The organism is Ruegeria sp. BE3 (assembly GCF_056538865.1).
In genome coordinates this window covers 784,061-803,576 of sequence record NZ_JBQFTW010000001.1, presented here as the reverse complement: position 1 = coordinate 803,576, position 19,516 = coordinate 784,061, and the positions used below count along the sequence as shown (strand labels likewise).

Sequence of the window (19,516 nt, the reverse complement as noted above, 5' to 3'; positions counted from 1 at the left end):
CTGTCGTTAAATCAGAGCTTTGGCCAGAGCGGATGCGCCACCGGATCCTTGGCGCGCCAGAAATAGTCCCGGAATATCTGCGCGTAAGAGCGATAGACATAGGATTCATTGCAAGCCAGATACCGCTCTTTGCCGGCCCGATAAAGCGCGGGAAGACGGTACCAGGGGGCTGCGGGATTCATGTGATGAACGACATGCAGGTTGTTGTTCAGAAACAGAAAAGCCAAAAGGCCGCGATCTTCGACGATAACGGTGCGCGCACGGGATTTCTCATGTGCGCGATGCTCCAGAAAGGTGCGGATCTTGACCAGACCCAACCCGATATAGGCCGACAGGACAAACGCCCAGATTGGCATCGGCGACAGGGAAACGATCCAAAGCACCGCAGCCACTCCGGGCAGATGCAAGGCCCAGGCCAGCAGAATATCCCGATCACCGCGCCGCGCGCCGCGCCATTCATCCCGCATAAAGGCCAACTGTCCAATAGCAGGCCCTAAAACCATGCGCCCCAATAGAGTGTTGTTCAGCAGGTAAAGCCGCTTTTGCCACATCCCCAGACCGGCCCAGACCTGAGGATCAAGATAATTGGTTTCCGGGTCGTCATAAGGGTCGGTCAGGTTGGCATCGCAATGATGCGCCAGATGCAGGTCGCGGAACCGGTTGAACGGGATGAAAAGTGTCAGGGGCAACGCCATCAGCGCCTCATTCAGCCATTTCTGTCGAAACGGATGCCCGTGCAGCGCCTCATGTGTCAGCGACGAATGCAGCGCGGCGATCAACCCCATCGCGGGGATGGCCAACCACAGAGTCGCACCGGCCAGCCAGAACAAAGTACCCAGCCAGGCGAGGTAACATCCAACAATCAGGCCAAAAGTGACCCATTCAGGCGATTTCGGCGTCGTGGGGTCAGCCATTGCGACCCCACGCGATACCGGCCCAGATACGCTCGTAAATCACATAGAGCGTCAGGCCGATCGCCGTGTTGACCAGCGCCAGCACCCCTCCGACAGCGGCTGATCCCGTGGCAATCAGGCCAACCAGCGTCATCACCGCCAGCCCCATCACATTCCACACCACAGCCTTCACGACCGATCTTCGTCGCGTCTCCATTCCGGACCCCATTTATTGTTTTTGTCATTTCAGCGTTACAGACAGGGCCACGGTTCGGGAATTCTGAATATGATTAACAATCTTCAACATATGTGATATAAATCAACATATGCTTGATAAAGTCGACAAACGCGACCGCGCCGCGCAGTTCCGCCACCGTCTTGCCCGCGCGATGCAGGACCGGGATGTCAGTCAAAGCGCCCTTGCACGTGACATCGGCGTGGATCGCTCGACCATCTCACAACTGTTGACCGGAGCAGGCGCGCGCCTGCCCAACGCGCATGTGGTGGGCAGCTGCGCCTCGGCGCTCGGCGTCTCGGTTGATTGGTTGCTGGGGCTCTCGGACCGTCCCGAAAGCGCTGCGGAGCTGCTTGCCAGTTCCCTGACCCTGACCGAGGCCGCCCGCGCATTGGTCGATGAACGCATCTTCGAATGGCATCAGGAGGCCGCAGGCTACAAAATCCGCTATGTCCCCGCCACCTTGCCCGACATGCTCAAGACCCGCGCCGTGCTGGAATGGGAATATGCCCCGCATCTGGGTCGTACGGCAGATCAGGCGATTGGCGCGTCCGAGGACCGGCTGTCCTGGATGCGCAGCGCGCAATCAGACTATGAAGTCGCGATGCCGTTGTATGAACTTCACAGCTTTGCCCACGCCACCGGATATTACGAGGGCCTGCCCCTGCAAATCCGGCTGGATCAGATCGATCACCTGCTAAACCTCTGGGAACAGCTCTATCCCCGGTTGCGCATCTATCTCTATGATGCCAAACGGCTTTACTCCGCGCCCGTTACGATTTTCGGCCCCCTGCTCTGTGTCTTTTACGCAGGCAGCCACTATATGGCGTTTCGCGACCGCGACAGGATCGAGGTCTTCACCCGCCATTTCGACCGGCTGGTGCGTGAGGCCGATATGACCGCCCGCGAATTCCCCTCTTATCTGCAGCAACTACGGCAGCAGATCACGCGGGAATGACCTGAGCGCGATCCTGTAGTATAGTCGTCGGGCGCGAACCATCAGACATTCCGATCTGAGATGGAGGATGACAGGAATGGACGCACTCAAAACCGCTGAATACGCACGTGCCCTCTACACCGCCCACGGGGATCGGGCCGAGGCAGAAGCCGCACAGAAGATGCGAGAATGCGAAGCCGCCGGAAACCCGCAGGAGGCGCAGGACTGGCAAGCCGTCCGCAGCGCCATCCGCCAGATCCGGGGGCCAAATCAGGGCTAGATTAGAGCTTCGGGTCGGGATTGACTGTATGACCATCCACGGCGATCACCTGACCCGACACCAGCCGCGCCGCATCTGACGCGAGGAACACGGCCATATTCGCGATGTCCCGAGCCTCGACAAAGCGGCCCATAGACGTGCCCGAAGCATAGCCGTCATAGACCTGATCGCGGGTCATGCCCTTGGCTGCGGCCTCGCGTTGCAGCACGCCCTCCATCCGGGGGCCTTCGACTGAGCCGGGGCAGATGACGTTGCAGCGGATACCATGTGGCCCAAGCTCCATCGCCAGTGTCTTGCCAAGTCCCACCATCCCCCATTTCGCCGCCGCATAAGGCGCACGGTTGGGATATCCGTACTGACCCGCCGTGGACGAGGTGATCAGAACCGCTCCGCTGCGCTGCTGTTTCATGATCGGGGCGGCGTATTTGCTGCACAGGAACGCGCCCTCAAGATTCACGGAAAGACAGGTTCGCCAATCGGTTAAGGCCACATCCTCAACTGGGGCCGTCGGCCCGGCAATACCGGCATTGGCGCAGAGCACGTCCAACCCATCCCATGCGGTCCTGAGTTCGGCGAACAACGCTTCAACCGCTGCCTCATCAGATACGTCAAGCTGGCTACGCCTCCAATGCGGCGGGCACTGCGCCAATGCATCCGCATCCAGATCAGCAACCCAGACTTCGGCACCTGCCGCATCGAATGCTTCGGCCATCGCGCGCCCGACGCCCGATGCTCCGGCCGTGATCAGGACCTTGCCGCTCATGCCGGTTTGCGGATCGCCGCCCCTGCACCTTCGGGATAAGGCAACCCGGCCTGAGCCTCGGCAATCCGCGCCATCGCGGCCTCGATCTCGGGCGATGGCGCACTGGGGCGACGGGTTTCCAGGCTGACATGCAGCAAAAAGCTTTCGCCGGTCGCCAGCAGCGTCTCGCCCGCATACATCTCATGGAACACATGCAGCTTCTTGCCCTGCCCCAGCAGCATCTGCGTGCGCACGTCGATCTTTGCGCCCGCGTGGACCTCGTTCATGTAACGGATGTGGTTTTCAGCGGTGAAATAGCTGCCGCCCGATTGGATATAGTCCATGTCGCATCCGATGATCTCCATGAACCGGTCGGTGGCGGCGGCAAATGCTTCCAGATATTTCGCCTCGTTCATGTGACCGTTGTAGTCGGTCCAATCCAAGGGAACGGCGCGCGAAAGTGTCAGGATCGGCTGGCTCAAATCCGCCTGATCCAGCGTCGGCAAAGCGCCGGGCTTCAAAGCCGCATCATGCTGGTTCAGCACCGCCCCGGCCCCATAATTCTGCGCCTTGAGCGCCCGCATCATACCCACGAGGTTGTTGTCGCGGATGCGTTCCAACTCGCGGATCGAGTGCATGCCAGACTGCGCATCCGACTGATCTGCAATCATATCGACCAGCTCATCGGTGAATTCAGGCACATCCATCAGCTTGGTCCAGGGCCATTTGAGCGCAGGCCCAAACTGCGCCATGAAATGCCGCATCCCGGCCTCGCCCCCTGCGACACGGTAGGTCTCGAACAGACCCATCTGCGCCCAGCGGATGCCAAAGCCCATACGGATCGCCTCGTCAATTTCCTCGGTCGTGGCGATGCCGTCCTTGACCAGCCACAGCGCCTCGCGCCAGACCGCTTCGAGGAACCGATCGGCAATATGCGCATCGATTTCCTTCTTGATATGCAACGGAAAGAAACCCACCGATTTCAGCAGATCCTGCGCAAGCGCCACCATCTCTGGCGGGTTCTTGTCGGTCGGCACCAGTTCGATCAACGGCAGCAGATAAACCGGGTTGAACGGATGCGTCACAACGATCTGCTCGGGCCGCAGCGCCCCCTCTTGCAGCTCAGATGGCTTGAACCCGCTGGTTGAGGACCCGATGATCGCACCCGGATCACACGTCTCCTGCAAACCCTTGTATACCTTCAGTTTCAGATCGAGCCTCTCCGGCACGCTTTCCTGTATCCAGACAGCCCCCTGAACGGCATCGGCCAGATCACCGTGAAACGTCAGCGTTCCTTCTGCTGGCAAAGGCACATCACTCAGCCCCGGCAAAGATCGCCGCGCATTGTCCAGAACCTCACCAATCTTGCGCTCGGCCTCTGGATCCGGATCGAAAACCCGCACGTTCCATCCATTAAGCAGAAACCGGGCGGCCCATCCGCCGCCGATCACGCCACCACCGATAATCGCTGCTGTTTTCGTCATGCTGTCCTCTAATCGATACAAATCACCAGCTCACGCCCCGTTTCATCCAGGTGCGGTATGCACCCGAATTGCGGCGTGACCGCGCTGCATTGTCTTGTTTCCGAAAGGCAGAAGCCTGCACAATCGGTTTCCTTTTCACAGGTGGCGCCAGCGTCCGGCAAGGGCGTGAAACAAACATAGCTTTGCGCCAGACCACCGATCTCATAGGTGCCACCCTGGGCTTCGCATGCCGTTCGCTCAGACTCGACAGGCTTGCCAGTGGTTTCGTCGCCTTCTGGCAGGCACCCAATCAGGGCTATCATACCGGAGGCGACCAACGTCAAAGGCAACAAACGCATCATCTCATTCCTTCTGCCGATGCCCCGGCCTGCCCTTTTCTGCTGTTGGGCGCAAGATGGGTTCTCAGCCCTTGGGTGCCCGCTTCACCAACCCCAGTTTCTCACGAACTTCCTGCGGCCCGATCACCCGCGCACCCATGTTCTCGATGATGGTACCTGCCCGCTCAACCAGCTGCCAGTTCTCGGCCAGAACGCCCTTGTCCAGCCAAAGATTGTCCTCAAGCCCCACGCGCACGTTGCCCCCTGCCAGCACGGTCGCCGCCACATAAGCCATCTGGTTCCGCCCCAGCGAGAACGCGCTGAACGTCCAGTCATCCGGCACATTGTTGACCATCGCCATAAAGGTGTTCAGATCATCCGGCGCGCCCCACGGCACCCCCATGCACAGCTGCACCAGAGCGTTCGGCTCCAGAATCCCTTCTTTCACCAATTGCTTGGCAAACCAGAGATGGCCGGTGTCAAAAGCCTCGATCTCGGGCTTCACGCCCATATCGGTCATCATCTGCCCCATCGCCCGCAGCGCGCCGGGGGTGTTGGTCATGACATAATCGGCCTCGGCAAAGTTCATGGTGCCGCAGTCCAAGGTACAAATCTCCGGCAAACACTCGGCGACGTGCGCGACGCGCTCGGTCGCACCAATCATGTCGGTCGCCGCCTCGTTCACCGGGAACGGGCTTTCAACACCACCAAATACGATGTCTCCGCCCATCCCGGCGGTCAGGTTCAGAACCACATCCACCTCGGCATCCCGAATGCGGTCCGTCACCTCTCGGTAGAGGCCAAGATCGCGCGACGGCGCACCGGTTTCAGGATCGCGCACATGGCAATGCACGATAGCGGCCCCCGCCTTTGCCGCCGCAATCGCACTATCGGCAATCTGCTGGGGCGAACGTGGCACATGCGGGCTGCGATCCTGCGTCCCGCCCGATCCGGTGACAGCGCAGGTGATGAAGACTTCGCGGTTCATTTCCAGAGGCATGCTGTTTTCCCCAAGTTATACCGGCTTGTGCGTCAGGTTTTCCCCAGACTTCTCCCCGGATTCCGATTTGCGTTGCCTGCGACTCTGGCGCAGCCTTGTGGAAACACTTGCCAGAATGCGAATCGAACTTGATGAAATCCGCAAAAAACATACTCCAGCCCGAACATCGCGCCCTGAAAACCGCGGTGCTGGTGCTGGATGAGTGCAACACGCTCAGCTTCGCCGCCGCGGTCGACCCTATGCGCGCCGCCAACCGGTTGGCCGATCGCCCTGCGTTTGACTGGGACTATGTCACCGCCACCCAAGACCCGGCGATGTTGACCAGCGCGCTGCAAGTACCGGGCGTTCCGCTGGCTCGGTTGCAAAGCTGCGACCTGATGATCGTCGTGGCCGGGTTCCAACTCGCCCGCCACGCCACGCCCAGCCTGCTGGCAGGTCTGCGCCGCATCGCTGGCACCGGAGCGACCATGGCAGGCATCGATGGCGGCCCCTGGCTGCTGGCCGAGGCCGGTCTGCTCGACGGCCACGCCGCAACCACCCATTGGGAGGATCTGGAAAACTTCGCCGCCCGTTTCCCAGCCGTCGACGTACGCCCCGATCGGTTTACCGTATCCGAAAGCCGCCTGACCTCTGGCGGAGCGGTCCCGGCAATCGACATGATGCTGCATATCATCGCCGCGCGGCACGGCGCAGGCTTTGCCGCGCGTGTCTCCGGCCTGTTCCTCTACGACGGCCTTTCCGAGCCCTCAAAGCCCCAAAGCCGCACCGGAGCGCCGCACCGCCACACTGCCCTGACCGCCAAGGCAAACGCGCTGATGGAGGCGTCGCTCGACGACCCGCTCCCCCTCGCCGATATTGCCGACACACTCGGCACCAGCCCGCGCACCCTGCAACAGCAGTTCCGCCTGCGCCTGGACACGACACCGCAGGACCACTACCTGCAACTGCGTCTGGCCGAGGCGCGCCGTCTGGTCACCGACACCAACCTGTCCTTAATGGATGTCGCGCTGGCGACCGGCTTCACGTCCCAATCCAGCTTCGCCCGCGCCTTCCGCACGGCCCACGGCCTCTCAGCCCGCGACCTCAGACAAGACCGCACACAGCCCACCCATCACTGACGGGATCCCTCTTCATCTGGCTAAAAATATCTCGGGGGAGTCGCCAAAGGCGACGGGGGCAGAGCCCCCTTCCACTCTAGTAAGGCATCGGAAACGCCCGATGTGCCGCGCTGATCTCGGCCATCACCTCTGACGACAACACCTGATCCTTGCCCGCCAGGATATGCTCCAGCTGTTCGGTCGTCGTTGCCCCGAAGATCACCGATCCCATGAAGGGGCGGCTCTGACACCAGGCCAACGCCATGTGAATCGGGTCCAGCCCATGACGGGCTGCGATCTCCAGATAGGCCACAACCGCATCAAATACGCGGCCCGTTTTACGCCCGCCCATCTGCGGCACCAATGACATACGCGATCCCTCGGGTACCGCGCCGCCCTGATACTTACCCGTCAGGAATCCCGCTGCCAGCGGCGAAAAGGCCAGCAATCCCACATCTTCATACATGCAAAGCTCGGCCAGATCGGTATCGAACAACCGGCACATCAAAGAATATTCGTTCTGGATCGTCGCAACCCGAGGGCCCCCGACCTCATCCGAGGCGCGCAGCCATTGCGCCGTGCCCCAGGCGCTTTCATTCGACAGACCAAAGGCGCGGATATTGCCCTTTTCGACCTGAGCCTGAAGTGCGTTCAAACAGCCACGCATCTCTTCGACGACCTGAACCGGATCATGCGGACGCGGTTCAAAATCCCAGTTCTGCCGGAACATGTAACTGCCGCGGTTCGGCCAGTGAAACTGATAGAGATCGATGCAATCCGTCTGCAACCGGCGGAGCGAACCTTCGATGGCTTCGGGAATGGTCTCATGCGTGATCGGCGCCCCATCGCGCGCATGCATGAACCCCTCGCCCGAATGTTTGGTCGCCAGCACATAATCTCCGCGCCGTGCGCGATTGGCCGCATTCCAATTGCCCAGAATTTCTTCAGTCCGTCCGACCGTTTCTTTCGAAATCGGGTTGACCGGGTACATCTCGGCCGCATCGACGAAATTGATCCCGCCTGCCAGCGCCATATCCATCTGACGATGCGCATCGATCTCTGAGGTCTGCGTGCCGAACGTCATCGTGCCCAAACATAGATCTGACACCATTATCCCCGTGCGGCCCAAAGGCTTCATTTCCATCTCAAATCTCCTAAATAAATTGGCCGATCAAGCCTCGGCCTTCTTTTCCCAACGCCCTGATTCTTCCGACCAATACTGTGCCGAGCATCCCGCGCCGGTCAGCGCCTTCCACTGCCCGCGCGCATGTTGAACCGCATCCGGATCGTTCCCATCAAACAGAATGCAGACCCGCTCCAGCGCCTGAACCTCATCGGCCTCGACCTGCGCCCCGTCCACTGCCATCACGCAGGTCGCGTCATTGGCAGCCTCTGATCCGGTGGTCAGCAAAATCGGCTGTGCCGCATCGTGCGGGCCACCGGCGCGGCCATGCGGCAGGAACCCCTCCTCGGGCCCCAGCCACAATCTTTCATCCAGCCAGTCCATCCGCGCCGGATCAACACCACGCACTGCGATCCGCCACCCGGCCTGCCGCGCCTTGTCCAGCAGCACCGGCAGAGTGTGCTCCAGCGGCTGACGGGTCAGGTGGTAGAAATAGACGGCCCCCACGGAATTAGTCTTCCGCGCTCTCGAAATTGTCCTGCACGAACCGGCTCAGCGCACGCACGCCCCAGCCGGTGGCCCCTTTGGGCGCATAAGATGTCTCGGACGAGACCGAGGCCACGCCCGCGATATCGAGGTGAATCCACGGCGTCTCTTCCTTAACGAAACGCTGCAGGAATTGCGCGGCGGTGATTGAACCCGCAGGCCGTCCGCCCACGTTCTTCATATCCGCAATGCGCGATTTCAACATCTCGTCGTATTTCGGACCCAGAGGCATCCGCCATGCACCCTCATCCTCGGCCTTGGCCGATTTCAGGAAGGCATCGCAGAACGTGTCATTGTTCGAGAAGACCCCGGCATTCTCATGCCCCAGACCGATGATGATCGCGCCGGTCAAAGTAGCCAGATCGATCATACCCACCGGGTTGAACCGATCCTGCGCGTACCACATCACGTCGCACAGAACCAAACGGCCCTCGGCATCGGTATTGATGATCTCGACGGTGTCGCCCTTCATCGATTTCACCACATCACCGGGGCGGGTCGCATTGCCCGATGGCATGTTCTCAACCAGCCCGACCAGCCCCACGACATTGGCCTTGGCCTTACGCTTGGCCAGCGCGCGCATGGTGCCCGCCACGACGCCAGCGCCGCCCATATCCATGGTCATGTCTTCCATGCCGCCCGCGGGCTTCAGCGAAATCCCTCCGGTATCGAACACCACACCCTTGCCGACCAACGCCAGCGGGGCGTCATCCTTGTCGCCACCGTTCCAATGCATCACCACAACTTTCGAAGGGCTCACCGATCCCTGCCCGACACTCAGCAGTGTACGCATGCCCAACTCGGCCAGCTTGTCCTCTTCCAGAACCTCGACCTTCAGCCCCAGCGCTTCCATCTCGGCCAGACGATTGGCGAATTCTGTGGTCGTCAGCACATTGGCAGGCTCGTTGGTCAAATCACGAGTCATCCGCACGCCGTCAGCGACGGCATAAAGCGGCGCAAAGGCCGCTTCGGCCTCATCAGACTTGCCATGCGCGATCACAATTTCGCCAGCGGGGTCCGAGTCCTTTGTTTTGTGGGCATCAAAATCATAGGCGCGCAGCACCATGCCTAGGGCCAGATCCTCGACCCGAACCTGATTGGCCGCCATCACCAGAACCGGTTTGCCCGCAGCCAGCTTCATCAGCTTGGCCCCGGCCTTGCGCGCCTCATCGCTGTCGGGACGGCGCGGCAGCACCAGCACATCCAGGGCAATCGCTTCCATACCCGTAGGCCACGCCATCGGGATTACATCGCCCGATTTGGCCTTTCCGAACCGCTCGCTCTCAACCAGACGCGCAACGGCCCCTTTGGTCAGGCGGTTGGCGCGACGGGCGGCGGGGCTCATCTTGCCGTCCTCCGGAATGATGATCGTGACGCGGCCCTTGGCCGTCGCCATCGCATCCAGATCAACGGGGGTAAAACGGACGGGCACCAGACTGCTCATATCTTTCTCCTGAAAAATGCGTTGCCCAAGACCTAGCCCGCACGGTCGCAGTTGACCAGATAGCAGTTTTCCCCGACGGGCATTTGCATTATGGTCGCCCGAAAATAATTGCAGGCCCGGGGGACATAACGTGGCATCATTCGGCAGGCATAGGCTGTCGCGCATCAATCCAGTGCGGCGCGCGATTCTCCAGTGCCGCAATCGGGCGGAGATGCCTGCGTGATCCTCGACCGTTATTTTGCCCGACGTTTCATCCAGAGCTTTCTGGTGATCGGCGGAATCTTTCTGACCCTGATGATCCTGATCGACCTGATCGAGCAGGTGCGCCGCTTTGACGGGGTCGGATTGTCCTTCGGGCAGCTTTTGCGATTGACCCTGCTGAACACCCCCACAGCCATCAGTGAGATGCTGCCGCTGTTGATGATCCTTGCGACGATTGCATTGTTCGTGGGCCTCGCCCGCAGCTCGGAACTGGTGGTGACACGCGCCATCGGGCGCTCGGGCATCCGGGCGCTGCTGGCTCCGGTCCTGCTGGCGCTGACCATTGGCGCGCTTGCTGTTTCATTACTCAATCCAATCGCTGCAGCAACATCCGAGGAATACCAGCGCCTGTCAGATGATTTTCGAAACAACGGCAGTTCGACCCTGTCCATCAGCCGCGATGGGCTGTGGCTGCGTCAGGGCTCGGCCAGCGGTCAGTCAGTCATCCATGCGCTTGGCACGGTCAATGGCGACAGGTTTGCACTGCGTGACGTGACAATCACGACATTCTCGTCTCAGGGCAAACCCACCGAACAAATCGCCGCCAAGCGTGCTGAACTGGAAAACGGCCACTGGGCACTGCATGAGGTCAAGGTCTGGACACTAGCAGACGACCTCAACCCAGAGACCAACGCGATCACACATGAGGTGCTGAATTTGCCGACCACGCTCACCCGTGACCGTATCCTGGATACTCTGGGGCAACAGGATTCAGTCTCGGTCTACGACCTGCCACAGTTGATTCGTGATCTGCGCGAGGCCGGTTTTTCAACCAAGCAATACGAGGTCTGGCTGCAGGTCCAATTGGCGCGCCCGCTATTTCTGGTCTCGATGGTCCTGATTGGCGCGGCCTTTACCATGCGCCATGTGCGTTTTGGCGGCACTGGCATTGCGGTGCTGACTGCCGTGCTGCTGGGCTTTGGCATCTATTTCATCCGCAATTTCGCTCAAATTCTGGGTGAAAACGGACAGTTGCCCATCTTTGTCGCCGCCTGGGCCCCGCCCTTTGCCGGGATCCTGTTGTCGCTGGGCTTGTTGCTGCATGCGGAGGACGGCTGATGCGTGCCCTGCTTCCCCTGCTGCTATCCAGCGCGCTGATCCTGACACTGCCCATTGCAACCAGTGCACAGAGCGACGATACCGCCCCAACAACCGACGCAGGCGCTCAAGACCAGCCCGCGCTGCTGGTAGCCGATCAGATCTTCATCACCCCCGACCGCAAACTGGTTGCCGAGGGCAATGTGGAAGCCTTTCAGGGCGACGTGAAGCTGACCGCCCAAAGCATTACCTACGACCGCGAGACCGGAGAGCTGACCCTGACGGGCCCGATCCGCATCGATCAGGGCGGCCAATCCACGCTGCTGGCTGATTCCGCGCAACTGGACAGCGGCATTCAGAACGGTCTGCTGACCGGCGCGCGAATGGTGTTTGATCAGCAGGTTCAGATCGCTTCGGTGCAGGCAACCCGTGCCGCTGGACGCTATACGCAGTTCAGCAAGGTGGCAGCCACCTCGTGCCATGTCTGTGCCAATGGAAAACCGCCGCTCTGGCAAATCCGCGCCCGCAAAGTGACCCATGATCAGGTCGAACGGCAGCTTTATTTCGAGGGTGCCCAATTCCGTGTCCTGGATGTGCCGGTATTCTATTTCCCGTTCCTGCGCCTGCCCGACCCGACCCTGGACCGCGCCACCGGGTTTCTTGTGCCGTCGATCCGCACGACCTCGCAGCTCGGAACCGGATTGCAGGTACCTTATTTCTTCAAGCTTGGCGATCATAAGGACCTGACGGTCACCCCATATGTGTCGTCCAAAACCCGCACACTGGGGCTGCGTTATCGGCAGGCGTTCAAAAACGGCCGAATCCGTCTGCGCGGCGCCTACACCCGGGATGACATCCAACCCAATCAGGATCGCGGCTATTTCTTCGCGGATGGCTATTTCAACCTGCAGAACAGCTATCGCCTGACTTTCGACATCAAAACCACCTCGGATGATGCCTATCTGGCCGATTACGGCCTGCCCGATTTCGACCGTCTGCGCAGCGAGATTGCCCTGGAACGGATCAAACGGGACACCGCGTTCCGCACCAGCTTCATCCACTATGAAACCCTCCGTGACAGCGAAGAGCAGGATGAGATCCCCTCGCGCATTTTCGACATCGACTTCCGCAAGCGCTATTTCCCCAAAGCCATTGGGGGTGAAGTCGCGTTGGCCTTTATCGGGCATACCCATACCCGCACCAGCGATGAGGACATTGTCGGGCGCGACGTCGCCCGCGCGACATTCGATGCCGAATGGTTGCGCAGCTGGACCTTTGCCACAGGTCTGCGCGCCGACGCCCAGCTGGGTGCCGCGATCGATACGTTCAACATCCGCAACGACAGCAGTTTTCCCAATGATGTAACCCGCGCCACACCGCGCGCGGCCTTCACCCTGCGCTATCCCATGCAACGGCGCGAGCAAAGCGGAGCCACCCAGATACTGGAGCCCATCGCTCAGATCGGCTGGACTGATGTCTCGGACACGGATGTCCCGAATGACGAAAGCACGTTTCAGGAATTTGATCAGGGCAACCTTCTGTCGCTTTCCCGCTTTCCAGCCGAAGACCGGCGCGAGGACGGGACCACTGCGGTCATCGGCGTGAACTGGGCGCGGTACGCGGCCGATGGCTGGCACGCGCTGGCGACCATCGGACAGGTCTTCCGCGCCGATGCCGACCCGGATTTCACCCTGACCTCGGGCCTGCAAGGTACCAAATCGGACCTGCTGCTGGCAGGGCAGCTGAACAATGGCCGGGGCCTGACCCTTGCGGCACGCGGATTGCTGAACAGCGATTTCAGCTTCACCAAGGCCGAGCTCCGCGCCGCCTGGACCAAGGGTGACACATCGCTGAGCGGCGGCTATGTCTGGCTTGAACCCGATCCGGCCGAGCTCAATAATGATGAAATTTCGGAACTGAGGGTTGCCGGGCGCTATCGGATCGACCAAAACTGGCTGACACGTGCGAGTGCGCGATATGATATCAGCGAATCCGAACCACTCCGTCTGGGCTTCGGGCTGACCTACAGTAACGAATGTGTGCAAGTTAATATGACCGTCAACAGGCGCTTTACCTCGACATCAAGTATTGAGCCTTCGACAGAATTCGGCTTTACCGTAGCCCTGACAGGGTACTCCGTCGAAGGCGAAGGCAAGAAGTTCAAGAAAAGATGCAGCTGATCTCAGGTTTCACCACAATTCTCCGCTCTGGCTGGCGCGCCGCCTTCTTTGCCGTCGCATTGGGTGGCATGACGGCACCGCAGGCTTTCAGTCAAAGCCTGTTCTCACCCGCCATCCGCGTCAATCAGGACATCGTGACCTGGTACGAACTGCAGCAACGCCAGCAATTCCTTGAATTGCTCGGTGCCCCCGGCAGTTCCGAGGACGAGGTGCGCGAAGCGATGATTCAGGACCGTCTGCGCAAACAAGCGATGCGCGAGGTCGGAATTCAGGTCGCCCCCGAAGATGTCCAGACCGGAATCGATGAACTCGCCGCTCGGGGCAATCTTGGCAGCGAAGATTTTCTGAGATTGCTCAACGAAGCTGGCGTCTCGCGCGAGACCGTGCGCGATTTCGTCGCCGATCAGCTGTCGTGGCGCGAATATGTCAGCGCGCGCTACCTGTCGCAATCGCGCCCCACCGAAGACGAGATCAACCGCGCCCTCGGGCAAGGTGGCGGTGGCGGCCTTCAGGTTCTGCTATCCGAAATCATCATCCCGGTCACCCCGCAGACGCTGGCACAAGCCGAAGCACTGGCCGATGAGATTTCCCAGCTCACGGATCAGGAAAGTTTCTCGTCAGCCGCTATTCAATATTCCGCTGCCGCCACGCGCGAAGAAGGCGGGCGGCTCGACTGGTTGTCGCTCAGCAATCTGCCTCCCGCGCTGCAACCGGTTATCCTTGGTCTGAAAAACGGAGAGATCACGCAACCCCTGTCGCTCAGCAATGCCGTCGCCCTGTTCCAGATGCGCGGTATCCGCGAGGTTGCCCCCGGCACCCCGAACTATTCCGAGATCGACTACGCCGCCTATTACCTCGCAGGAGGTCGCAGCGCCGAAACACTGGCAGACGCCGCTAAGCTGCGCGAAGAAATCGACACCTGCGATGACCTCTATGGCCTTGCCAAGGATCAACCTGCCGAGGTGCTGGATCGCGTCACCGCCAAACCTTCCGAGATCCCGCGGGATATCGCGCTGGAATTGGCCAAGCTGGACCCGAACGAGGTGTCGACTACGCTGACGCGCAATAACGGTCAGACCCTGGTGTTCCTGATGCTGTGCAACCGCACCCGCAATCTGGGCGAAGAGACCACCCGCGCCGATGTCGCCAACGCATTGACCCAGCAGCGCCTGCAGGCCTTTGCCGATAGTCTGTTGCAACAACTCCGGGCTGACGCCGTCATCATCGAGCAATGACGGCCCCCATCGCCCTCAGCTGCGGTGATCCCGCCGGAATTGGCCCCGAGATCGCAGCCAAGGCATGGAAGGCGCTACGCGACAATTGCCCGTTCTTTTACATCGGAGACGCCGCGCACCTGCCACAGGACACCCCTATTGCCCGGATAGCCGATCCGTCTGAGGCGCGCGCGGCCAGCGCATCCGCCCTGCCTGTTCTGCAACTGGATTTTCCCGCCCCCAACCGGCCCGGCCATCCCGGCCCGGCCAATGCGCCTTCGGTCATCGATGCCATTGAACAGGGCGTTGCGCTGGTCCAGTCGGGCGCGGCCTCTGCCTTGTGCACCGCACCGATCAACAAAAAGGCCCTGATCGACGGAGCCGGTTTCGCCTATCCGGGCCATACCGAGTTCCTCGCCGCTCTGGCCGGCCGCAAACGCGTTGTGATGATGTTGGCCAGCGATCAGCTGCGCGTCGTCCCGGCCACCATTCACATCCCGCTATCGCAAGTTCCATCGGCGCTCACGCCCGACCTGCTGCGCGACACGATCGAGATCACAGCCCACAGCCTGCAAACCCAATTCGGCATCCCGACCCCCCGGATCGCGATTGCCGGCCTGAACCCGCATGCAGGCGAAGGCGGCAAGATGGGAACCGAGGAGATGGACTGGATCGCGACCCTGTTGTCCGACCTGAGCATCAAAAACACCACACTCACCGGCCCGCACCCGGCGGACACCCTGTTCCATGCCGCCGCACGCACCAATTATGACGCAGCAATCTGCATGTACCACGATCAGGCCCTGATCCCGATCAAAACGCTGGATTTCGACAAAGGCGTGAACGTCACGCTGGGCCTGCCGTTCATCCGCACATCCCCGGATCACGGCACGGCACTGGATATCGCCGGTCAGAACATCGCCGCCCCCACCAGCCTGATCGAAGCGCTAAGGCTCGCCCAATCCATGGCCAACACCCGCTAATGCTTCATCTGGCCAAAAATATCCCCGCCGGAGGCAAAAATTCTCTGGCGCTCCGCCTCCAACCCACGCAACGGTGAAGCCATGAGCGCCATCGACTCCCTTCCCCCACTGCGTGAGGTCATCGCGACGCACCAGCTCTCAGCCCGCAAATCGCTGGGCCAGAACTTCCTGCTCGACCTCAACCTGACCGCCAAGATCGCACGGCAGGCCGGGGATCTGACACAATGCGATGTCCTCGAAATCGGCCCCGGCCCCGGTGGCCTGACCCGGGGGTTGCTCTCCGAAGGGGCCCGCAAGGTCGTGGCGGTGGAAAAAGACACACGCTGTATCGCCGCCCTAAACGATATCGCCGCCGCCTATCCGGGCCAGCTAGAGGTGATCAATGGCGATGCGCTTGAAATCGACCCGCTGGCCCATCTGACACCGCCCATTCGCGTGGCCGCCAACCTACCCTATAATGTCGGGACCGAGCTTCTGGTCCGTTGGCTCACCCCGCCACAATGGCCGCCCTTCTGGCAAAGCCTGACGCTGATGTTCCAACGCGAAGTGGCCGAACGCATCGTCGCCCAACCCGGCGGCAAAGCCTATGGCCGTCTCGCCATCCTCGCCCAATGGCGGGCCGAAGCGCGCATCGCCATGTCGCTGCCGCCCGGGGCCTTCACACCACCACCAAAGGTCTCCAGCGCCGTGGTCCACCTGACCGCGCTGTCCGAGCCCCGCTATCCGGCGGACGCCGCCACTCTGTCCCGTGTCGTGGCCGCCGCCTTCAATCAGCGCCGCAAGATGCTGCGCGCCTCGCTGAAAGGCGTGGCACCTGACATCGAGGACCGCCTTCTTGCCGCAGGCATCCAGCCCACGGAACGCGCCGAACAGGTCCCGCTAGAGGCGTTCTGCGCCCTGGCCCGCGAAGTTCAGAAAAACTGACACCAAGAAAAAAGCCCCGGGTCGAAACCTCGGGGCTTTGTCTCTTCTGAGGCTGGTCTTACTCAGCCGCTTCGGGCGTATCGCCATCTGTCTTGGGCTCAGCTTCAGCCTCTGCCGCAGGCGCAGGTTTCGGCTTGCGCGCGCGAGGCTTGCGAGCGGGCTTTTCCTTTTTCTCAGGTGCCTCCGCCCCTTTGTTCTCAGGTGTTTCGACTAGCCCGCTTTCGGGTGTGGCCTCGGGCGCGCTGAAATCCATCACATCAGGCTGCGGAGCCTCTGCCGGATCGGCCTGACGGGCCGCCTCGCGTTCCTGACGCTCAGCACGTTCGCGATCACGCTCAGCCTGCCGTTCACGGTTCTGGCGTTCCTGCTCTTCGCGGCGGGCTTCAATCTCGCGCTGCGCCTCGCTCAACATGCGCAGATAATGCTCGGCGTGCTGCTGAAAGTTCTCGGCGGCCACACGGTCATTGGACAGCTGCGCATCGCGCGCCAGCTGGTTGTACTTATCAATGATCTGCTGCGGGGTGCCACGCACTTTGCCCTCAGGACCCGAGCTGTCAAAAACCCGGTTTACGACGTTGCCGCCAGAAGGACGATTGCGGTTGTTCTTGGCCCGCGAACGGGATTTGGAAGATCTCATCTTACTTTACGTCAGCCTTATAAACTCACTGTCGATCAACCCGTATCTAACGCTGCTCGGTGGCTTGTGCCTTAACGCGTCATCGACTTTTTGGGCTTGGCGTCAGGGGCGCGCTGAAACAGCGTCAACCTCGCCGACTAATCCTGAGTAAACATGTCCTGCGCATTCAGACAAGGGCTTTGTCCGATATTTCGCAGCTTTTTTACATCAATCGGCACATTTCAGCCTCAGCCAAGCCGATTACTGCGGCATTCTGGCGCCGACAACGCGATCCCGACCGTCCAGATCAGGGATTATGCGCGTCTCCACCAACCCCGCCGCATCGAACAAAGCCGCGACATAGTTGCCCTGCGTCGGCCCGATCTCGACCAGCAACCGCCCACCCGGCATCAGAAAATCCGGTGCCGAGGCGGCGATCCGGCGATACGCCCCCAACCCGTCCCCTTCATCGGTCAGGGCCATGCGCGGTTCATGCTCGCGCACCTCGGGCGACAGATCATCCATTTCCTCAACGGAAATATAGGGCGGATTTGAAACAATAAGTTCAAATTGCCCCTCAATGTTCTCAAACCAATCGGATTGCCGAATCTCCACCCGTGGCTGCACCTGATGCTGCACGGCATTGGCGCTGGCCTGCAGGCAGGCAGATTCGCTTAGGTCCACGCCCAGCCCCATGGCGCTGCTTCGCTCTGCCAACAAGGTGATCAGGATACATCCCGAACCCACACCCAGATCCAGCACATGGTCAAACGGCTCACTCAGCGCCGCCTCGATCAAAGCCTCGGTTTCGGGGCGCGGGTCAAGCACATCACGGCTCACCCGGAACCGGCGGCCATAGAACTCACGCTCACCCAGCAGGTGCGACACTGGCACACGGATGGCCCGCAGCGAAATCAGCTGGTCATAGCGTTCCGCAATATCGACAGGCAGTTCCTCGGGCGCGATCAGAGTCACCCGGCTGGCCTCGATCCGCGCCGCATGGGCCAGCAGCACCCGCGCGTCCCGCGCCGGATCAGGCACGCCTGCGGCCCGCAAACGCGCAGTGGCGGCCACCATGGCCTGAGCTGCCGTCAGCGCCGCAATCATTGCGCCATCTCGGCCAGCAGCCGCGCCTGATCATCTGCGGTCAGCGCGTCGATCACCTCATCCAGATCGCCCTGCATCACCTGATCCAGCTTATAGAGCGTCAGGTTGATGCGGTGGTCCGTCATGCGGCCCTGAGGGAAATTATAAGTCCTGATCCGCTCCGACCGGTCGCCCGAACCCACCTGACTGGCGCGATCTGCAGAACGCTCACTGTCGATGCGTTGGCGCTCCAGATCATAAAGCCGCGTCTTCAACACCTGCATCGCAATCTCACGGTTGCGATGCTGGGATTTCTCGGAACTTGTCACCACAAGCCCGGTGGGCAGGTGCGTGATCCGCACCGCCGAGTCGGTGGTGTTGACGTGCTGCCCCCCGGCGCCCGAGCTACGCATCGTGTCGATCCGGATGTCGTTAGCAACAATCTGGATGTCCACATCTTCAGCCTCGGGCAGAACCGCCACCGTCGCCGCAGAGGTATGAATGCGCCCGCCGCTTTCCGTCTCTGGCACCCGCTGCACCCGATGCACACCGGATTCGTATTTCATCCGCGCAAAGACGTTGTCACCCTTGATATGGGCCACGACCTCTTTGATCCCACCCAGATCAGAGGCCTGTTCCTCGATTATCTCAAACTTCCAGCCCCGCGCTTCGGCATAGCGCTGATACATGCGCAGCAGGTCTCCGGCGAACAGCGCAGCCTCATCCCCACCCGTACCGGGCCGAATCTCCAGCATCGCCGGGCGCGCATCAGCGGCATCCTTGGGCAACAATGCCAGCTGCAGCGCATGTTCCGCCTCGGGGATACGTGCCTGCAGCTCGGGGATTTCTTCTTCCGCCAGCTCTTTCATGTCCGGGTCAGCCAACATCGCCTCGGCCTCGGTCAGATCACTGACCAGTTGCCGCCACGCCATAATCTGATCAACGACTGGCTTAAGATCCGAATATTCCTTGGCCAAAGCCGCAATATCCCCGCCCGAGGCACCATCCGCCATGGCCGCTTCGAGGTACTGGAATCGCTGGGTGATCTGTTCAAGACGTTCTTCGGGGATCATCCGGGCGGTGTCTCTCATCCGGGGGCGTTGGTCAAGGCCCTGC

The 19,516-nt window shown here is 60.9% G+C and carries 20 protein-coding genes; 8 read left to right on the top strand and 12 right to left on the bottom strand.

Translation table 11 applies throughout. The features are described 5' to 3' along the window. Positions 1 to 11: 11 nt before the first annotated feature. Together ACR0AZ_RS04000 and ACR0AZ_RS03995 are read right to left on the bottom strand one after the other, a co-directional pair. Positions 12 to 914, bottom strand: a complete 903-nt coding sequence (locus ACR0AZ_RS04000; protein WP_480666817.1) for a fatty acid desaturase — start codon at positions 912 to 914, stop codon at positions 12 to 14. After that, on the bottom strand, positions 907 to 1,110 hold the full coding sequence (locus tag ACR0AZ_RS03995) for a DUF2061 domain-containing protein (protein ID WP_480657445.1): 204 nt from the start codon (positions 1,108 to 1,110) through the stop codon (positions 907 to 909). The genes ACR0AZ_RS04000 and ACR0AZ_RS03995 overlap by 8 nt, the downstream gene beginning before the upstream one ends. Positions 1,111 to 1,219: 109 nt before the next feature. Between ACR0AZ_RS03995 and ACR0AZ_RS03990 the strand changes: the two genes are divergently transcribed. Together ACR0AZ_RS03990 and ACR0AZ_RS03985 are read left to right on the top strand one after the other, a co-directional pair. Then, positions 1,220 to 2,086, top strand: a complete 867-nt coding sequence (locus ACR0AZ_RS03990; RefSeq protein WP_480666816.1) for a helix-turn-helix domain-containing protein — start codon at positions 1,220 to 1,222, stop codon at positions 2,084 to 2,086. Between the two features lie 76 nt (positions 2,087 to 2,162). Further along, positions 2,163 to 2,345: a hypothetical protein gene (locus tag ACR0AZ_RS03985; protein ID WP_480469602.1), complete on the top strand. Its 183-nt coding sequence runs from the start codon at positions 2,163 to 2,165 to the stop codon at positions 2,343 to 2,345. 1 nt (position 2,346) lies between these two features. Here ACR0AZ_RS03985 and ACR0AZ_RS03980 read toward each other — a convergent pair whose 3' ends face one another. The 4 genes from ACR0AZ_RS03980 to bcoG form a co-directional block, all read right to left on the bottom strand. After that, a complete protein-coding gene (locus tag ACR0AZ_RS03980) occupies positions 2,347 to 3,108 on the bottom strand; it encodes an SDR family oxidoreductase (RefSeq protein WP_480666814.1) in 762 nt (253 codons plus the stop codon). Beyond that, the gene (locus ACR0AZ_RS03975) at positions 3,105 to 4,571 is read right to left on the bottom strand and encodes a carnitine 3-dehydrogenase (RefSeq protein WP_480666813.1); all 1,467 of its coding nucleotides are present in this window, start codon (positions 4,569 to 4,571) and stop codon (positions 3,105 to 3,107) included. Before ACR0AZ_RS03975 ends, ACR0AZ_RS03980 begins: the two co-directional genes overlap by 4 nt. Before the next feature lie 8 nt (positions 4,572 to 4,579). Continuing rightward, positions 4,580 to 4,912 carry a hypothetical protein gene (locus ACR0AZ_RS03970; RefSeq protein ID WP_480666812.1) on the bottom strand — a complete coding sequence of 111 codons (333 nt, stop codon included), beginning with the start codon at positions 4,910 to 4,912 and terminating at the stop codon, positions 4,580 to 4,582. 61 nt (positions 4,913 to 4,973) lie between these two features. Next, positions 4,974 to 5,888 (bottom strand): 3-dehydrocarnitine:acetyl-CoA trimethylamine transferase BcoG, encoded by a 915-nt coding sequence (bcoG, locus tag ACR0AZ_RS03965; protein ID WP_480657440.1) that lies wholly within the window; start codon positions 5,886 to 5,888, stop codon positions 4,974 to 4,976. Positions 5,889 to 6,019: 131 nt separating this feature from the next. On the opposite strand from bcoG, the gene ACR0AZ_RS03960 reads away from it, so the two are divergent. Next, on the top strand, positions 6,020 to 7,006 hold the full coding sequence (locus ACR0AZ_RS03960) for a GlxA family transcriptional regulator (RefSeq protein ID WP_480469597.1): 987 nt from the start codon (positions 6,020 to 6,022) through the stop codon (positions 7,004 to 7,006). Positions 7,007 to 7,082: 76 nt separating this feature from the next. Here the strand turns inward: ACR0AZ_RS03960 and ACR0AZ_RS03955 are convergent, their stop codons facing one another. The 3 genes from ACR0AZ_RS03955 to ACR0AZ_RS03945 are packed head-to-tail and all read right to left on the bottom strand — an operon-like array spanning position 7,083 to position 10,098. After that, on the bottom strand, positions 7,083 to 8,129 hold the full coding sequence (locus ACR0AZ_RS03955; protein ID WP_480666811.1) for an aldo/keto reductase: 1,047 nt from the start codon (positions 8,127 to 8,129) through the stop codon (positions 7,083 to 7,085). 27 nt (positions 8,130 to 8,156) lie between these two features. Continuing rightward, entirely contained in the window at positions 8,157 to 8,615 is a 459-nt protein-coding gene (locus tag ACR0AZ_RS03950) for a DNA polymerase III subunit chi (RefSeq protein ID WP_480469595.1), read from the bottom strand. A gap of 4 nt (positions 8,616 to 8,619) precedes the next feature. Further along, positions 8,620 to 10,098 (bottom strand): leucyl aminopeptidase, encoded by a 1,479-nt coding sequence (locus ACR0AZ_RS03945; protein WP_480469594.1) that lies wholly within the window; start codon positions 10,096 to 10,098, stop codon positions 8,620 to 8,622. A 219-nt stretch (positions 10,099 to 10,317) separates the two neighbouring features. Here ACR0AZ_RS03945 and lptG point away from each other — a divergent pair, with 219 nt between their 5' ends. The 5 genes from lptG to rsmA all read left to right on the top strand — a co-directional run bounded on the left by lptG (position 10,318) and on the right by rsmA (position 16,698). After that, positions 10,318 to 11,418 (top strand): LPS export ABC transporter permease LptG, encoded by a 1,101-nt coding sequence (lptG, locus tag ACR0AZ_RS03940; RefSeq protein WP_480469593.1) that lies wholly within the window; start codon positions 10,318 to 10,320, stop codon positions 11,416 to 11,418. Beyond that, complete coding sequence (locus tag ACR0AZ_RS03935) at positions 11,418 to 13,577, top strand: LPS-assembly protein LptD (protein ID WP_480666810.1); 2,160 nt, start codon at positions 11,418 to 11,420, stop codon at positions 13,575 to 13,577. The genes lptG and ACR0AZ_RS03935 overlap by 1 nt, the downstream gene beginning before the upstream one ends. Further along, complete coding sequence (locus tag ACR0AZ_RS03930) at positions 13,568 to 14,812, top strand: peptidylprolyl isomerase (RefSeq protein WP_480469591.1); 1,245 nt, start codon at positions 13,568 to 13,570, stop codon at positions 14,810 to 14,812. Before ACR0AZ_RS03935 ends, ACR0AZ_RS03930 begins: the two co-directional genes overlap by 10 nt. Next, positions 14,809 to 15,774, top strand: coding sequence for a 4-hydroxythreonine-4-phosphate dehydrogenase PdxA (gene pdxA, locus ACR0AZ_RS03925; protein WP_480666809.1), 966 nt, complete (start codon positions 14,809 to 14,811; stop codon positions 15,772 to 15,774). Before ACR0AZ_RS03930 ends, pdxA begins: the two co-directional genes overlap by 4 nt. An 81-nt stretch (positions 15,775 to 15,855) precedes the next feature. After that, a complete protein-coding gene (gene rsmA / locus ACR0AZ_RS03920; RefSeq protein ID WP_480657431.1) occupies positions 15,856 to 16,698 on the top strand; it encodes a 16S rRNA (adenine(1518)-N(6)/adenine(1519)-N(6))-dimethyltransferase RsmA in 843 nt (280 codons plus the stop codon). Between the two features lie 58 nt (positions 16,699 to 16,756). Here rsmA and ACR0AZ_RS03915 read toward each other — a convergent pair whose 3' ends face one another. From ACR0AZ_RS03915 to prfA, 3 genes are all read right to left on the bottom strand, one after another. Continuing rightward, complete coding sequence (locus tag ACR0AZ_RS03915) at positions 16,757 to 17,335, bottom strand: DUF4167 domain-containing protein (protein WP_480469588.1); 579 nt, start codon at positions 17,333 to 17,335, stop codon at positions 16,757 to 16,759. 240 nt (positions 17,336 to 17,575) lie between these two features. Beyond that, positions 17,576 to 18,421 (bottom strand): peptide chain release factor N(5)-glutamine methyltransferase, encoded by an 846-nt coding sequence (gene prmC, locus ACR0AZ_RS03910; RefSeq protein ID WP_480469587.1) that lies wholly within the window; start codon positions 18,419 to 18,421, stop codon positions 17,576 to 17,578. Beyond that, a complete protein-coding gene (gene prfA / locus ACR0AZ_RS03905) occupies positions 18,418 to 19,473 on the bottom strand; it encodes a peptide chain release factor 1 (protein ID WP_480667136.1) in 1,056 nt (351 codons plus the stop codon). The genes prmC and prfA overlap by 4 nt, the downstream gene beginning before the upstream one ends. Between the last annotated feature and the right edge of the window lie 43 nt (positions 19,474 to 19,516).

Excerpts from the sequence above, each read along its gene's own strand:
- ACR0AZ_RS04000 (WP_480666817.1), bottom strand. The coding sequence starts at position 914 with ATGGCTGACCCCACGACGCCGAAATCGCCTGAATGGGTCACTTTTGGC.
- ACR0AZ_RS03995 (WP_480657445.1), bottom strand. The coding sequence starts at position 1,110 with ATGGAGACGCGACGAAGATCGGTCGTGAAGGCTGTGGTGTGGAATGTG.
- ACR0AZ_RS03990 (WP_480666816.1), top strand. The coding sequence starts at position 1,220 with ATGCTTGATAAAGTCGACAAACGCGACCGCGCCGCGCAGTTCCGCCAC.
- ACR0AZ_RS03985 (WP_480469602.1), top strand. The coding sequence starts at position 2,163 with ATGGACGCACTCAAAACCGCTGAATACGCACGTGCCCTCTACACCGCC.
- ACR0AZ_RS03980 (WP_480666814.1), bottom strand. The coding sequence starts at position 3,108 with ATGAGCGGCAAGGTCCTGATCACGGCCGGAGCATCGGGCGTCGGGCGC.
- ACR0AZ_RS03975 (WP_480666813.1), bottom strand. The coding sequence starts at position 4,571 with ATGACGAAAACAGCAGCGATTATCGGTGGTGGCGTGATCGGCGGCGGA.
- ACR0AZ_RS03970 (WP_480666812.1), bottom strand. The coding sequence starts at position 4,912 with ATGATGCGTTTGTTGCCTTTGACGTTGGTCGCCTCCGGTATGATAGCC.
- bcoG (WP_480657440.1), bottom strand. The coding sequence starts at position 5,888 with ATGCCTCTGGAAATGAACCGCGAAGTCTTCATCACCTGCGCTGTCACC.
- ACR0AZ_RS03960 (WP_480469597.1), top strand. The coding sequence starts at position 6,020 with ATGAAATCCGCAAAAAACATACTCCAGCCCGAACATCGCGCCCTGAAA.
- ACR0AZ_RS03955 (WP_480666811.1), bottom strand. The coding sequence starts at position 8,129 with ATGGAAATGAAGCCTTTGGGCCGCACGGGGATAATGGTGTCAGATCTA.
- ACR0AZ_RS03945 (WP_480469594.1), bottom strand. The coding sequence starts at position 10,098 with ATGAGCAGTCTGGTGCCCGTCCGTTTTACCCCCGTTGATCTGGATGCG.
- ACR0AZ_RS03935 (WP_480666810.1), top strand. The coding sequence starts at position 11,418 with ATGCGTGCCCTGCTTCCCCTGCTGCTATCCAGCGCGCTGATCCTGACA.
- ACR0AZ_RS03930 (WP_480469591.1), top strand. The coding sequence starts at position 13,568 with ATGCAGCTGATCTCAGGTTTCACCACAATTCTCCGCTCTGGCTGGCGC.
- pdxA (WP_480666809.1), top strand. The coding sequence starts at position 14,809 with ATGACGGCCCCCATCGCCCTCAGCTGCGGTGATCCCGCCGGAATTGGC.
- rsmA (WP_480657431.1), top strand. The coding sequence starts at position 15,856 with ATGAGCGCCATCGACTCCCTTCCCCCACTGCGTGAGGTCATCGCGACG.
- ACR0AZ_RS03915 (WP_480469588.1), bottom strand. The coding sequence starts at position 17,335 with ATGAGATCTTCCAAATCCCGTTCGCGGGCCAAGAACAACCGCAATCGT.
- prmC (WP_480469587.1), bottom strand. The coding sequence starts at position 18,421 with ATGATTGCGGCGCTGACGGCAGCTCAGGCCATGGTGGCCGCCACTGCG.
- prfA (WP_480667136.1), bottom strand. The coding sequence starts at position 19,473 with ATGATCCCCGAAGAACGTCTTGAACAGATCACCCAGCGATTCCAGTAC.